11 protein-coding genes and 3 tRNA genes are annotated in these 14475 nt (G+C 59.7%); 3 read left to right on the top strand and 11 right to left on the bottom strand.

Annotation, left to right across the window (positions count from 1 at the left end; genetic code table 11):
• Positions 1–76: 76 nt before the first annotated feature.
• Both HMPREF2842_RS00240 and ilvD read right to left on the bottom strand, forming a co-directional pair.
• Positions 77–1111, bottom strand: coding sequence for a 2-oxoglutarate dehydrogenase (locus tag HMPREF2842_RS00240; protein ID WP_070641796.1), 1035 nt, complete (start codon positions 1109–1111; stop codon positions 77–79).
• Between the two features lie 252 nt (positions 1112–1363).
• Entirely contained in the window at positions 1364–3208 is a 1845-nt protein-coding gene (ilvD, locus tag HMPREF2842_RS00235) for a dihydroxy-acid dehydratase (RefSeq protein ID WP_070641794.1), read from the bottom strand.
• 414 nt (positions 3209–3622) lie between these two features.
• Here ilvD and HMPREF2842_RS00230 point away from each other — a divergent pair, with 414 nt between their 5' ends.
• On the top strand, positions 3623–5455 hold the full coding sequence (locus HMPREF2842_RS00230) for an alpha,alpha-phosphotrehalase (protein WP_070641793.1): 1833 nt from the start codon (positions 3623–3625) through the stop codon (positions 5453–5455).
• Positions 5456–5612: 157 nt separating this feature from the next.
• Here HMPREF2842_RS00230 and HMPREF2842_RS00225 read toward each other — a convergent pair whose 3' ends face one another.
• From HMPREF2842_RS00225 to HMPREF2842_RS00195, 7 genes are all read right to left on the bottom strand, one after another.
• The gene (locus HMPREF2842_RS00225) at positions 5613–6563 is read right to left on the bottom strand and encodes an ABC transporter substrate-binding protein (RefSeq protein WP_049346714.1); all 951 of its coding nucleotides are present in this window, start codon (positions 6561–6563) and stop codon (positions 5613–5615) included.
• A 5-nt stretch (positions 6564–6568) separates the two neighbouring features.
• On the bottom strand, positions 6569–7267 hold the full coding sequence (locus HMPREF2842_RS00220) for an ABC transporter permease (RefSeq protein WP_044150830.1): 699 nt from the start codon (positions 7265–7267) through the stop codon (positions 6569–6571).
• A gap of 3 nt (positions 7268–7270) precedes the next feature.
• A complete protein-coding gene (locus HMPREF2842_RS00215; RefSeq protein ID WP_070641791.1) occupies positions 7271–8050 on the bottom strand; it encodes an ABC transporter permease in 780 nt (259 codons plus the stop codon).
• Positions 8047–8994, bottom strand: coding sequence for an ABC transporter ATP-binding protein (locus HMPREF2842_RS00210; protein ID WP_070641789.1), 948 nt, complete (start codon positions 8992–8994; stop codon positions 8047–8049). Before HMPREF2842_RS00210 ends, HMPREF2842_RS00215 begins: the two co-directional genes overlap by 4 nt.
• A 189-nt stretch (positions 8995–9183) precedes the next feature.
• Positions 9184–9256: transfer RNA gene (locus HMPREF2842_RS00205), tRNA-Phe, on the bottom strand.
• Between the two features lie 73 nt (positions 9257–9329).
• Positions 9330–9403: transfer RNA gene (locus HMPREF2842_RS00200), tRNA-Asp, on the bottom strand.
• Positions 9404–9471: 68 nt separating this feature from the next.
• Positions 9472–9544 (bottom strand) — tRNA-Glu (locus tag HMPREF2842_RS00195).
• A 1009-nt stretch (positions 9545–10553) separates the two neighbouring features.
• Here HMPREF2842_RS00195 and HMPREF2842_RS00190 point away from each other — a divergent pair.
• A complete protein-coding gene (locus tag HMPREF2842_RS00190; RefSeq protein WP_005507238.1) occupies positions 10554–11135 on the top strand; it encodes a hypothetical protein in 582 nt (193 codons plus the stop codon).
• 351 nt (positions 11136–11486) lie between these two features.
• Here the strand turns inward: HMPREF2842_RS00190 and HMPREF2842_RS00185 are convergent, their stop codons facing one another.
• Positions 11487–12890 carry an FAD-dependent oxidoreductase gene (locus HMPREF2842_RS00185; protein ID WP_070641788.1) on the bottom strand — a complete coding sequence of 468 codons (1404 nt, stop codon included), beginning with the start codon at positions 12888–12890 and terminating at the stop codon, positions 11487–11489.
• 237 nt (positions 12891–13127) lie between these two features.
• On the bottom strand, positions 13128–13493 hold the full coding sequence (locus HMPREF2842_RS00180) for a DUF2218 domain-containing protein (RefSeq protein ID WP_070641787.1): 366 nt from the start codon (positions 13491–13493) through the stop codon (positions 13128–13130).
• Positions 13494–13854: 361 nt separating this feature from the next.
• Here HMPREF2842_RS00180 and HMPREF2842_RS00175 point away from each other — a divergent pair.
• Positions 13855–14475, top strand: a 621-nt coding sequence (locus HMPREF2842_RS00175; RefSeq protein ID WP_141752161.1) for a solute carrier family 23 protein, incomplete at its 3' end; no start/stop codon positions are given.

Below are 14475 nucleotides of genomic sequence, written 5' to 3'. Positions count from 1 at the left end.
CTTCGCATGTCAGTTATGGAGGCGAGAGCAGCTACTCGCAGCGCGCCTTCATTCTCGGTTTAGCGGCGCTCTCGGCTTATCGGCGCTCTACGCCAACCTCCACCGAATCAAGGGTGAAACCATTCGTCGCGCTCACGCAATGCACCTTACCGGTATTCACCGACTTGCAGGTGTAACCGTACGCAGTCACCACCTGACCGGTAGATAGGGCAACAATACCCTCAGTATTCACCGGCTCCGGGGTGGCGGTCTGACCGACCAGGCTCACCTCGGGCGCCTGGCCCTGCACCATGTGCACGCGCTGCTGCGCCTTACCGGATGCGGCATCCCAGCCCTCCAGGGTCACGCCCACCAGCGCCTGGCAGTCCACACCTGACGGGGTCACCGAACACGCGACCTTAGAGTCCGGGCTGGTGAAACGCAGCGCCTCAACAGTCTTCGCAGAATCACCCTGACCGAAAGTGCCGCCACCGTACGCTTCAGCGAAAGTCAGCGTACCCGACAGCATGCGGGTCTGTGCCGGAATCAGCGCCAGGCGCGGCTTCTCAACGCTACCACCCTGCGTGAAGCAGGCACCCGTAATGTAGTCGCGGCCCTGCACCTTCGTAGCGCACTGGTACCACTCAACACTCGCCGCGCCGTCCTGGTTCTTGCGGCTGTTGAAGAGGCGCACCGCCTCCTGAGCCTTGGCACAATCCGAACCGTCATACACGTAAATACCGGCGGAACCACCCAGCAGGCTTGTCACACCGCAGCGGGTGCCCGCATCAATAGTGTTCGCAGAGCCACTCGCCGAGGCGTATGCCGCCTCGTACTCGGCGTCCGTGCTCGGCTCATCCGTGGGGGTCGCTACCGAGTCGTACGTTACCGGGGAATCCAGGCCGGCAGAGATCTGCACAGTATTCGGCTTCCAGGAGCCATCCGCCGCGGTGAACAGGGTCTTTGCATCAACGGGCGCAGAAGAAGTCGCCACCATCATCGGGGCGGTTTCAGAATCATCAGCCTGCGGCTGAGCAGAGCAAGAGCTCAAAGCGAGCGCACCGATACAGGCAAGAGCCGTCAGGGCACGACGAGTAAAAGCACGCTGTGCGCGTGCGGGCAGGGTAACCATGAATACGTCCTTGTGAGGGTTGCGAATTGCGTTGTGTTTGAGTGGTTGTGCTGAGTCGGTGAATCGGGTACCTAAATACCTTCTTACACCCTACTGCACCGCAACTGACAAGGCAATACGCCGCACCGGGTATCCCACGACGGTAGACAAATACGCGGACAAAGAGCAGCGCCCCGCCCGCAGAAAAACCGCGGAACGGGGCGCCAGCCCATCAGGGCAAGATATTAAATTCTCACACGATACGTGAGGGGCTTATGCGTCCTCGGGCAGGATGCGCACGCCGCCCTTATCAGCCGAAGCAGCCAGCATGCCGTACACCTTCAGGGCGTTCGATACCTGACGCTCACGCGGCTTGGTCGGACGCCACGGTGCAGCGCCCTTCGCCTCGCGGCGAGCAGCAAGCTCCTCATCCGAAACGTTCACACGCAGGATGCGGTTGTTCACGTCAATCTCAATCTCGTCACCGGTCTGCACCAGGCCGATCGTGCCGCCAGCAGCCGCCTCCGGGGAGACGTGACCGATAGAAATACCCGAGGTACCACCGGAGAAACGACCGTCAGTAATCAGCGCACACTTCTTGCCAAGGCCCAGACCCTTCAGGTAGGAGGTCGGGTACAGCATTTCCTGCATGCCGGGGCCACCCTTCGGACCCTCGTACTGGATGACAACAATGTCGCCTTCCTTCACGTTCTTCGACAGAATCTCGTGCACAGCCTCGTCCTGCGACTCGACCACGAAGGCGCGGCCCTTGAAGTGGAACAGCTCCTCATCAATACCAGCAGACTTGATGATCGCGCCGTTCTGGGCAATGTTGCCGTACAGGACCGCCAGACCGCCGTCCTTGGTGTACGCGTGCTCCACGGCGCGGATGCAACCGTTCTCGGCGTCGGTCTCGTGGGATTCGTACTTGTTCGCGGTGGAGAACGCCTGAGTGGTGCGCACGCCGCCGGGAGCAGCGAGGAACAGTTCCTTCGCCTTCTCGCTCGCCTTGCCGCTGCGGATATCCCACTCGTCCAGCCACTCGTCCAGCGAGTCAGCGTGAACAGAATGAACGTTCTTGTGCAGCAGGCCGGCACGGTTCAACTCACCCAGCAGGGCAGGAATACCGCCGGCACGGTGCACGTGCTCAATGTGGTACTTAGTGGAGTTCGGGGCAACCTTCGCCAGGCAGGGAACCTGACGCGAAATACGGTCAATATCCTTCAGGGTGAAGTCAGCACCCGCCTCATGAGCAATCGCCAGGGTGTGCAGCACAGTGTTGGTCGAACCGCCCATCGCCACATCCAGCGCCATAGCGTTCTCGAACGCCTCCTTGGTCGCAATGGAGCGCGGCAGAACCGACTCGTCATCCTGCTCGTAGTAGCGCTTGGACAGTTCAACGATGCGGCGGCCAGCATCCAGGAACAGCTCCTTACGAGCAACCTGAGTAGCCAGGGTGGTGCCGTTACCGGGCAGCGCCAGGCCAATCGCCTCATTCAGGCAGTTCATGGAGTTCGCGGTGAACATACCCGCGCACGAGCCACAGGTCGGGCACGCATTCTTCTCAATCTGGGCGAGCGCAGCGTCGCTGACGCTGTCATCAACAGCCATCACCATGGCGTCCACCAGGTCAAGGCGGTGCTCAACAATACCCTCAATGCCCTCGCCGGACTCCATGGGGCCGCCAGAGACAAAGATGGTGGGGATGTTCAGGCGCATAGCCGCCAGAAGCATACCGGGGGTGATCTTGTCACAGTTAGAGATGCAGACCAGCGCGTCGGCACGGTGCGCGTTGACCATGTACTCGACCGAGTCAGCAATCAGATCGCGGGAAGGCAGCGAGTAGAGCATACCGTCGTGACCCATCGCGATACCGTCATCAACAGCGATGGTGTTAAATTCCTTGGCGACGCCGCCAGCCTCACGAATCGCGCCGGCGACCAGCTCACCCATGTCCTTCAGGTGCACGTGGCCGGGCACGAACTGGGTGAAGGAGTTCGCGATAGCAATAATGGGCTTGCCGAAGTCGTCATCGCCCATGCCGGTGGCACGCCACAGGGCGCGGGCACCAGCCATGTTACGGCCGTGAGTTGAAGTACGTGAACGCAGTTCTGGCATTGTTTTACCTTCCGTAGTGATGCAAGTACTGATTTTACGCGCGGCGTCCAACGCTCTTCAGCTCAGGGTCACTTTGGTTTCATGCATCGAAACGCGCACGAGCCTGCAACCGCCTATCGGTGGGAGGGTTGAGGCCACGGGGGTTGTGCCGGATCTGCGGCAGAATTGCCCCCTTTGGGGTAGATGGGGACATCACCCCATTATGCCCCCTAATCTGGAATGAGCCCAGGTTGCGGGCGTCGATATTCAGTCGGCGAACGCACCGGGAGGCGGCGGGCTGCCGTGCCTGCCGCGTACGGGCCTCGCTGTGCATACGTAGCAACATCCGTAGAACCGGCGCGGTTCGTTTCTAACGCACTGATGTATACACGCTTTTATACACGCTGAACCCTGCATACGTTTCAGAAGGTTTCCATGACACAGGCACCCACCGCATCGCTCACCCTCACGCCGGCAACCAGCCCGGCAGGTAGCAAGGATTTCGCGTCCTCCGTGATCTACCAGGTGTACCCCAAGTCCTTCTACTCCTCGGCGGGTGGCGCCTACGGCGACCTACGTGGCGTCATCGAGAAGGTTCCCTACATTGCTTCCTTGGGCGTGGACATGGTGTGGTTCAACCCGTTCTTCGCCTCCCCGCAGAACGACAATGGCTACGACATCTCCGACTACCACTCCATCAACCCCGACCTGGGCACCATGGAGGACGTCGAAGAGATGATTGCTGCCCTCACCAAGCACGGTGTGGGCGTTATGTTTGACATGGTGCTCAACCATGTTTCGACCGAGCACGAGTGGTTCCAGCGTGCGTTCGCCGGTGAGCGCGAGTACTGGGATTACTTCTACATTCGCCCCGGCAAATACACCGAGGATGGTCAGCTGCGCGAACCGACCAACTGGGAGTCGAAGTTCGGCGGCTCCTGCTGGTCCCGCTTTGGCGAGTACACGGATGAACACGGCACTCCCCTGTTCTACATGCACCTGTACGACCGCACCCAGGCTGACGTGAATTGGTACAACCCTGTTGTGCGCGACGAACTGTTTAAGGTCGTGAACTTCTGGTACGAGAAAGGTGTGCGCGGTTTCCGCTTCGACGTCATTAACGTCATTGGTAAGGGTGAAGAGCTGCTCGACGCCCCCGAAGGCACCGTGGACAAGGCACAATACACCGACACCCCGATTGTGCACACCCGCATTCAGCAGCTGAACCGCGCCTCCTTCGGTCAGCATGACGACACCGTGACCGTGGGCGAAATGTCCTCGACCAGCATCGAGAACTGCGTGGGCTACTCCAACCCGGCGAACCACGAGCTGGATATGGTGTTCAGCTTCCACCACCTGAAGGTGGACTACGAGAACGGCGAGAAGTGGTCGAAGGTTCCGTTCCGTTTTGCCGAGTTGAAGCAGATTCTGAACGATTGGGCACTGGGTATGCAGGCCGGCGGCGGCTGGAACGCGCTGTTCTGGAATAACCACGACCAGCCGCGCGCGCTGAACCGTTTTGGTGACGTTGAGCGTTACCGTGCCGAGTCGGCAACCATGCTGGCGACCGTGATTCACCTGCTACGCGGCACCCCGTACGTGTACCAGGGTGAGGAAATCGGCATGATTGACCCGGTCTACTCCTCGATCGAGCAGTACGTGGATGTGGAGGCACACAACGCCTACGCGATGCTGCGTGAGCGCGGTCTGAGCGAGCAGCAGGCCCTGGAGATTGTGGCGTCGAAGGCTCGCGATAATTCGCGTGTGCCGATGCAGTGGACCGCGGATCCGGTGACTGCCGGTTTTGGTTCCACGTCGCCGTGGCTGGCTCCCGCCCCGGTGCGTGATGCGGCGACCGGTGCCGGTATTTCGGTGGAGGATGAGGAACGCAACGGCGTGATTCTGCCCTACTACCGCAACCTGATTGCCCTGCGTAAGCAGTACCCGGTCATCTCTGTGGGTTCGTACGCGCCCTACGCGTTGGATCACGAGCGGGTGTTTGTGTACCTGCGTGAACTGCCCACTGAGGCTAGTGCTGAGAACGGTAGCCCGGCGCAGCGCCTGCTGGTGCTGACGAACTTCTACGGTGAGCCGACCGAGGTTGAGGTTCCGGCTGAGTTTGTTCGTTCCGGTCGCGTGCTGGTGTGTAATTACAAGAATTCTGCGGTCGATTCCGCTGTGGCGGATTCTGCTGTATCTGATTCGGCTGAGACGGTGGCGCTGAGCCTGCGCCCCTACGAGGCTCTGGCGCTACTGATTGAGGGCTAAAAGCTACTTGCATACCCCTCCACTAACCTGTGGGAGACGTATGGGAGATAGGCGATATAAACCGACCTGGCAATATTCTATTTCTAGAATATTCCCAGGTCGGTTTTGTTTATAGACATTCCTATAGAGGAATTTATGTGGAATATCAGGCAGACTTTTAGAAGCCGTGCTCGTTCAGCCAGGCAGCCGCCGCCTGCGCGGGCTCCTGCTTAGAGGTACCCGAAACACGGTCATTCAAAGTACGCAAATCAGCGGTAGTGAGCTTCGCCGAAACGCGATTCAGAACCTCCGCCGCAGAGTCGGGAACTCGCGACGTATTGATAATGGGCAGCACCTGCTGAGCCAGAATCATGTTCTTCGGATCCTCCAGCACCACCAGCTGATTCTGCTCAATTGCGGGGGTGGTCGAGTAGAGGTCCACCACCTGCACGGTGTCATCCAGCAGGGCCTTGACGGTCAGCGCGCCGCCGCCATCCGAGAGGGGCACAAACTCGGCGGGGACGCATCCGTACTTCTCTTTCAGACCCGGGATGCCGTAGGCGCGCTCGGCAAACTCTGGGGCGGCGCCGAGCTTCAGATTCGTACAGCGGGAGGCGAGGTCTTCGATGCTTCGCAGACCGTATTTCTGGGCGGTCTGTGCGGTGACCACGAGCGAGTCCTTATCCTCCGCCTCGGAGGCGTTGAGGGCGCGGATTTCAGCCCCGGAGCCACCCGGGGTGAGGGTGCCGAGGGCGGCGGGTAGCGCCTGCAGAATCTCCTGCGCAGTGTTAGCTGTAGCCTTCGGGTCGAGGTAAAGCAGCAGGTTGCCGGAGTAGTCCGGGATAACGTCCACCGCACCGGAGGCGAGTGCCCCCAGGTACGCCTCGCGGGCGCCGATGCTCAGCTGGGTGCGGGCGTTGAATCCCGCTCGGGCGAGGGCTCCGGCGTAGATTTCAGCGAGAATCTGGGATTCGGCGAAGGCGGCTGAGCCGACGATGATTCCTTCGTGTTCGCCGCTGAAGACTTTGTCGCCGCTGAGCCCGCAGGCGCTGAGGATACCCGCCATGCCGAGTGCACCGGCGGCGGTTAGGGCAGTGCGACGTGAGAAGGTTTGAGGCGTCTGATTCATCGGGTTCATGCCTTCTTCCGGTTGATGGTGAGCCCCGCGGGGGTGAGCGCACGCTGCACAAGGCCCATGAGCGCGTCCACGGCGAAGGCGAGAAGCGCTACGAGCAGGGTTGCGACGAGCATGCGCGGGTAATCGCGCACGGCGAGCCCGTCGAAAAGGTACCTGCCGAGGGTTCCGCCGCTCAGGTAGGCGACGATGGTCGCGGTCGCGATGACCTGCACGAGTGCGGAGCGGAGCCCGCCGAGCATCATGTTGGCGGCGAGCGGGATTTCGAGGCGGGTCAGAATCTGCCATTCGGTCAGGCCTTGGGCGCGGGCTGCGTCCACGAGGTCTTCCGGCACGGCGGCGAGGCCTTCAAGAACTCCGGCGAGCAGGGGTGCCGCCGCAATAATAATGAGCACGATGAGGGCGGGCAGGGTTGAGACGCCCAGCCAGAGCGCCAGGATGGTGAGCAGACCGAGCGCGGGTAGCGCGCGGGTGGCGGCTACGGCGCTCATGAGCAGGTTGCTGCGGCGGCGGTTAGTGCCGTCGGAGGGTCGGTGGTGTCCAGCCCAGAGGCCGAGGGGCACGACGATGAGTGCCGCGCAGGCGGTGGCGAGGGCGGTGACGCTCAGGTGTTCGAGCAGGCGCACGAGGATTCCGCCGCTTCCCTGCCAGTTGGCGCCGTCCATGAGGTAGGCGAAGGTTCGTTCTATGACGTTCACGGGTTATGCCTTCCTTTCGGGGCTGCGGCGGTTCGCAACCGTAGCCGCCTGCCAGGGCGTAAGTGCCCTTGTCAGAAGGATAAGGAGCAGGTCGAGGACCAGCGCCAGCAGCAGGCTAAGGATTACGCCAGCCAGGATTTCCGAAGGGATATTGCGCGCGAGTCCGTCGGTGAAGAGCGTACCGAGCGAGGGTACACCGATGAGGGCACCCACGGAAACCATCGCAATATTTGCCACGGTTGCCACGCGGATTCCCGCCATAATGACGGGCGTAGCGAGGGGCAGGTAGAGCTCCATCAGCGCTTGTCGGGGCGTGTATCCGAGGGCGCGTGCAGATTCGTGCACGCTATCGGGTACGGAGTCGAAGGCATCCACGCCGGAGCGCACCATGAGCGAGAAGGAGTAGACGCTCAGGGCGACGAGCACGTTCAGCGGGGAAATAATGGAGGTTCCCAGAATGAGCGGCATCAGCACGAACAGCGCGATCGAGGGGATGGTGTACAGCAGCGAGGAGAGGTGCATGAGGGTTCGCGCACCGATGCGGCGTTCGGAACCGCGGTCACGGCGACGGCTCGCGTAGTAGGCGACCGGCAGCGCGACGAGAGCGCCAATCGCGACGGGCACAACGCCCTGGTAGAGGTGGCTGAGGGTCAGCTCTAGGATGCGCTGACTATTGGTGGCTACCCATTCCCAGTGCATGTCGCTTGCGGCGAGGGGTGATGCCACTAGGGGATGCGCGGCGAGAGGTGGTTCCGCGAGCACAATATTTTCCAGAAGACTCATTCGCTTTTCTCGCCTTCTGCCGCACTATTCTGCGCTTCTCGGGAGACGGCAAGTCGGCGTGCGCGCGCTTGGCGTACCGTCTGCTCATCCAGCAGACCGGCAACGGAGCGGCTCACGAAGGAGCGCACAAAATCATCGGCGGGGCTGTAGAGAATCTCTTCGGGAGTACCGAACTGTGCGAGGCGACCGCCCTCCGCGAAGACGGCGATTGTATCGCCGAGCAGAAGCGCCTCATCAATGTCGTGGGTGACGAACACGATCGTCTTGGCGAGTTGCCCCTGTAGGCGCAGCAGCTCTTTCTGTAGGTCGGTACGCACCACCGGATCCACCGCGGAGAACGGCTCGTCCATCAGCAGGACGGGCGCATCGGCGGCGAGAGCACGCGCCACACCAACGCGCTGGACCTGACCGCCCGAAAGCTGGGAGGGGTAGCGCTTGGCGTACGAAGAATCCAGACCGACCACGTCGAGCAGTTCGAGGGCGCGTGCCTGCGCCTCCTTGCGGGAGGCACCGAGCAGGCGCGGTACGGTGGCAATATTCTGCGCGACAGTGCGGTGCGGCATGAGCCCGCCCTGCTGCATCACGTAGCCAATGCCGCGGCGCAACTCGTAGGGGTTCTTCTCGTGCACGTTCACGCCGTCAATGGTGATGGTTCCGCTATTGGGCTCCACCATGCGGTTAATCATGCGTAGACTAGTGGTTTTACCGCAGCCGGAGGGGCCGACGAACACGGTAATCTGCCCGGCGGGAATATGCAGGTTCAGGTTCTGCAGCACCGTGGTGGGTTCACCGGTACGGCTCGGGTAGCTCTTGGTGATGTTCTCGAAGCGAATTCCGCCCGCCTGCACGCTACCAGTGGCAGGATTTTTTGCCCAGGGAATCTGAGGCGAGTCCTCTTGGTGCGGGTGAGTTGAATTTTGGGCGGCTGAATTTTGGGCGGTCATGGGTCGGTGGTGCTTTCTGCAGTGACTATAGGGCAGGTGCCTCTGTATACAATCTGTATACAAAAAGGCGGCACCTCGGGGTTTTATTCCCAAGATACCGCCTTTTCGACGGGCTTGCAGTATCTGCAACCGCAAAGTTTTTTTAAAAACAAAACCCGCCCCACTGTAGAAGCCTGGAGGCGGATTTCGTGGCTCCGACCGGCGTCGATCCGGTGACCTTACGATTTTCAGTCGTACGCTCTACCAACTGAGCTACAGAGCCTTGCGTATTTACTTTTAGATACGCAATGACCGCGTCTTCGGATGAATAATCATCTGAACTTACGCGGCCAGAGCGACCCCGACGGGACTTGAACCCGCGACCTCCGCCGTGACAGGGCGGCGCGCTAACCAACTGCGCTACGGGGCCTTGTTGGAATCAACAGAAGTAAATTCTATATCATCTAACTTGGCTTTGCAAATCGTAAGATTTGCAAGTACCCCCAACGGGATTTGAACCCGTGCTACCGCCGTGAAAGGGCGGCGTCCTAGGCCGCTAGACGATGGGGGCCTAGTCGATCGAACAGGTTCCGTTTTCTTCATCCCGTCGTTCGAACCTCCACTAGTCTATGACAGGTTTGCGGAGGCGCGCAAACCGTTTTGTTCGATTTTGCCCGATTTTGACCCCCATTTTCGACGATTTATAGCCTGGCACATATGTATTTAAGCTTGTCAATGAGGATTCAGAAAAACTTCAAAAAATTTTAAAATTTCTTCACAACACCCCATATCAGGGGCTTTTGGAGGGGTTTTAGCGACTTTTGGGCGCCTACAGAGGCCTCGAGGAAGCCCTATTTTTTGCTCTGATTTCTACAAATTTCCTTCAGAATCTTTCAAAATTTTGTGCCGGAGACGCTCCAAAGAGAGTCAAAACCTTTGAACAGCCCTTCACCCGAGTTCCAAAAATCTACCCCCCCTCGCCCACCTCACGGCAGCCTAAAAAGCCCCACAATATCTCTAAAAAAATTTCAGTACTTTCTGCGGCGCCTATATAAGGTGCACACGGAGGCGCTACCCAGAGTGCAAAACGCAAGAGAGTGCACGGCGAATTCTGCGGTGAATCCTGTAGTGGATCCTGCGATGGACTCCGTGGTGCATCTTCGGCGAATCTGGCGGCGCATCCCTTCAGCAAGACTCGCCTCAACCTTCAAGCAACCCACAAAAATCTGCCGCACAAAGCAACTACAGACCAGAATGCACGTAGATGCAAATATTCATTCTTGGGAATACAATAAACCGGCTTGTCAGACGCTTATTTTTCTCTCAGTGCAGATATCTACGCAATTATGACGACGTAGAAATATAAAGATTTGATAAACCTCTAGCGATTGACAAGGAGAGATGAAAGCCAGCTGAAAATACCCCCTGAAATAGCTTGAAGCCCCCTCTTTGAGCACCGTACTATAGAGGGCGTGAGGTCACTTCCGGACCTTGCACGGGGCCACTTCCGGAGCCCCAGACGTAAAGTCACCGCACATTACAGCACCGATAAACCGCATAGAGATCCAAAGGGGGATCCAGTGTCCGCAACGATGAATCGCCGCACGGCATTCCGTGCACTCGGCGTAGGCACCGCAACCATCGCTCTCGGCTGTGCAGCTGCACCCGCAGCGCAGGCACAGCAGATGGCGCACCCGCAGAAGGCAATGACTGCCGACCAGCAGCTCAAGCTGATTCTGCGCCGCCTAGAGCAGGTACCTGCCCGTTTGAAGTATGCGAAGCCTGGATCCTCCAACCGCGTTAATAGCGGCATTGAGAGCGCACTGGGCAACCTGACCACCGTCCAGGGCACTGACGCAGGCCGTCAGATTGCAAGCGCTAAGGCCGCTGTTCGTAAGTCTGATGGACGCGCCCACGCAGCTCTCTCCCCCGTTGGTGTTATTGCCTGCGTTGTCAGTATTGCAAAGTTTGTCATTCAGCTGGGCATCGCCATTTACAAGCTTATTAAGGCACTCGTTAACGCCTTCAAGCAGTGGAAGACCTTCAAGAACATCGTGAAGGCCGTCATTTCTGGTGAAGCTCGCAAGAAGCTGGGTACTGAAACTGAAACCGTACTCAAGGCCATTTTGGGCATTGAAGACGTCCTCAAAAAGTGTGCATAGTCTACACACCGTACGGCTATGCGCTTGTTTAGAGAGCTAATCTTGGTGTTTCTTTAGCTTTCTAGACCCCGTTAAGGGATGCGCCGCACGTGGAGTCACTGCATGGGCTCGTTGCGCGTCCGGGTAGCCGGAGGGTATGTCCTCGAGTGTCTTCGGCACCTACCCAACCCACCCCGCATGACCTCATGGTGCGGGGTGGGTTTCTTTAACCGCTCTTTCGATAACTCTTCCAGGCGAGCACTTTCCGAGAGCCCCCTACTCCCCCGCTTCCTTATATATAGACAAAAATCGACCCCGCACCGGTTCACGGTACGGGGTCGATTTCTATGCTCTACGTACTCAACGTAAGGATTACTCGCCGCGGGAGATGTTGACCATCTCGTCGCGGTCCACAACCTTCACGCGGGCGCGAGGCTCACCGGCTGCATCCTTGGATGCGGCACCCAGTGCCTTCTCGTGGTCGTCCAGGCGGTGCCAGCCTTCCCAGGTGGTGTACTTGATGCCCTTGGAGTCCAGGTAGGCGCTGAATGCCTCTGCCTCCGGCTCGGGTGCGGTGTAGAGGTTCTCGCGGTCCTCGAGCAGGTGGGTGATGGTCTCGAGCGCGTCAGACTTGGTGGAGCCGATCAGGCCGACGGGGCCGCGCTTAATCCAACCGGATGCGTACAGGCCGGGAACGACCTCGCCGTTCTCGTCCACGACGCGACCCTCAACGTTGGTGATGACGCCGCGCTTGTCGTCGTAACCGATTTCGGGCAGTTCGGAACCAAAGTAGCCGATCGCGCGGTAGACAGCCTGTACGGGGTAGTCCACGTACTCGCCGGTGCCGATGATGCCGCCGTTGCCGTCGAGCTTGTTGCGTTCCATGCGCAGGCCCACGACCTTGCCGTCTTCGCCGAGGATCTCGTGCGGGGACTGCAGGAAGTGCAGGTGCAGGCGGCGGGATGCGGTCTGCTCGTTGGTCTTCTGGTCTTCCAGCCAGCCGCGCAGGGTCTTCATCATGACCTTGGTCTGTGCGTTCTTCTCCATTGCTTCTTCGGAAGCTTCATCGAACTGGAAGTCCTCTTCGTACAGGACGATGTCCACGTCGCGGGAGTGTGCGAGTTCGCGCAGCTCAAGCGGGGTGAACTTCATCTGTGCGGGGCCGCGGCGACCGAAGACGTGCACGTCGGTCACGGGGGAAGCCTTCAGACCCTGGTAGACGTTGTCGGGGATTTCGGTGACGAGCAGGTCGTCAGCGTGCTTGGAGAGGATGCGGGAGACGTCCAGGGCGACGTTGCCGTTACCGAGCACTGCAACCTGCTCAGCTTCGAGCGGCCAGGTGCGGGGGTAGTCGGGGTGGCCGTCGTACCAGGAGACGAAGTCTGCTGCGCCGTAGGAGCCGTCCAGGTCGATGCCCTTAATGTTCAGGGGTGCATCAAAAATCGCGCCGGTTGCGAAGATGATGGCGTCGTAGTGTTCGCGCAGGTCGGCGAGGGTCAGGTCCTTGCCGTATTCGACGTTGCCGAAGAAACGGATGTCGCCGCGGTCCAGGACCTTGTGCAGTGCGGTAATAATGCCCTTGATGCGGGGGTGATCCGGTGCCACACCGTAGCGGATCAGGCCGAAGGGGGCAGGGTAGCGGTCGAAGATGTCGATGGCGACCTCGACGGCGCCGGTGCGGACCTCTTCAGACTTGGTGAGGATGTCGGCGGTGTAAATACCGGCGGGACCTGCACCAATAACGGCGACGCGCAGGGGGCGTGCTGCTTCAGACACGAAAATCTTCCTTTCGAAGTTCACCGGCCGGCGCCCGGTGCGGCGCGAACAGGCGGTGAGCTTAGTGTTCACTTCCTGCCTATTTTACCGGGGATTGACGGGTGTTCGGTGGCTTATATGTCTTCGCCCACTAAATAGGACAATTTTCTGTCACCTAATCCGGGCGGGGTGGTACATCCAGCCCCGGGGGCTATGTATATAGGGCCTAAACATACAACCCGCACAGGGCTGCACAGACTAGGAGGCGGGTACCGCCTCAAAGGTCACGACCAGTTCTTCACGTTCACCGAAGCGGACCAGGTGGCGGCCCAGCACATCCGCCAGACCAGCGGCCAACTCGTCATTAGCGGCGCGCACCTCCATAATGAGGGCGCCCTCGGCTTCGCGCAGGTCACCGTAGCCGCGGAAAATACCGTCGCGGTTGAAGGTGAGGCGCAGACCGTCGGGCAGTTCTGCGGTGCCGAGCTTGCGACCCATGTGCGAGCCGAGCTGCTTAATGTATCGGGCGGGGCGGTCGGTTGCTACGACGGCGCGCTGGCGTACCGGCAGGGATTCTGCGGCGGGATAGTTCTCAGCGGTGTTTTCTTGGGAAGTTTCAGTCACGGTGGACTCCTTCTTATCTATGCCGAATTCTCATCTATGCCGAAAAAGGCTCACCACACAGAACCCTGCATCCGGCGACGCTTTGTTTCACCTCGAATATAGCAGAAACTTAGGGTCTACTAACCTAACAAACTATCATTGTTCGCGTAGAGGCGAGAGATAGTTACCGCTATTACGCCTCCAAAAAATCTCTGAACGAAAGCTGGGAGTTTCCTGGATTAACGCTTAGAGAAACTTTAACCGTAGAATATTTCGGTAACAACAGTGTCACCTCCCCAACACACCGGGAAGTGGCACTTTTTTATGCGGGATCGGAACCCCGAACCCCGCCCCGACTATGAGTATCTACGGATTTTCACGAATGTCTTCTGAGAACACCGCGGCTCCCCAGAGCCCCAAGGCAGAAGCCAAGGGCGCACTGGACCGTTACTTCAAGATCACTGAGCGAGGCTCCACCATCGCCGCCGAATTCCGCGGCGGCCTCGCCACCTTCTTCGCGATGAGCTACATCGTCGTGCTGAACCCCCTCATCATCGGCCTCGGCAAGGACGCATCCGGCAACGACCTCGGCGTACCGCAGGTCGCAGCAATGACCGCACTGGTCGCAGGCGTCATGACCATCCTCATGGGCGTCATCGCCAAGCAGCCCTTCGCCATGGCGGCGGGCCTCGGCGTGAACGCACTGCTGGCAACCACCATCGCCTCCACCCCCGGACTGACCTGGCCCGCCATCATGGGTCTGGTCGTATGGGCTGGTGTGCTGATGACCATCCTCGTGCTGACCGGCTTCCGCACCGCAGTGTTCAACGCGGTCCCCGAATCGCTCAAGGTCGCAATCGTCGTCGGTATCGGCTTCTTCATTGCCTTCATCGGCCTCGTCAACGCAGGTATCATCCGCCGTATGCCCGACGCAGCAGGCACCACCGTGCCCGTCTCCTTCGGCGTGAGCGGCCACCTGCTCGGCTGGCCCACCCTCGTCTTC

Source organism: Rothia sp. HMSC069C10 (assembly GCF_001812205.1).
In the GTDB taxonomy this organism is placed as follows: domain Bacteria; phylum Actinomycetota; class Actinomycetes; order Actinomycetales; family Micrococcaceae; genus Rothia; species Rothia mucilaginosa.
This window is presented reverse-complemented; position numbering and strand designations above follow the sequence as displayed.

Bases quoted from the DNA above. Each gene is read 5' to 3' on its own strand.
- HMPREF2842_RS00230 (WP_070641793.1), top strand. From the start codon at position 3,623: ATGACACAGGCACCCACCGCATCGCTCACCCTCACGCCGGCAACCAGC.
- HMPREF2842_RS00225 (WP_049346714.1), bottom strand. From the start codon at position 6,563: ATGAATCAGACGCCTCAAACCTTCTCACGTCGCACTGCCCTAACCGCC.
- HMPREF2842_RS00210 (WP_070641789.1), bottom strand. From the start codon at position 8,994: ATGACCGCCCAAAATTCAGCCGCCCAAAATTCAACTCACCCGCACCAA.
- ilvD (WP_070641794.1), bottom strand. From the start codon at position 3,208: ATGCCAGAACTGCGTTCACGTACTTCAACTCACGGCCGTAACATGGCT.
- HMPREF2842_RS00240 (WP_070641796.1), bottom strand. From the start codon at position 1,111: ATGGTTACCCTGCCCGCACGCGCACAGCGTGCTTTTACTCGTCGTGCC.
- HMPREF2842_RS00215 (WP_070641791.1), bottom strand. From the start codon at position 8,050: ATGAGTCTTCTGGAAAATATTGTGCTCGCGGAACCACCTCTCGCCGCG.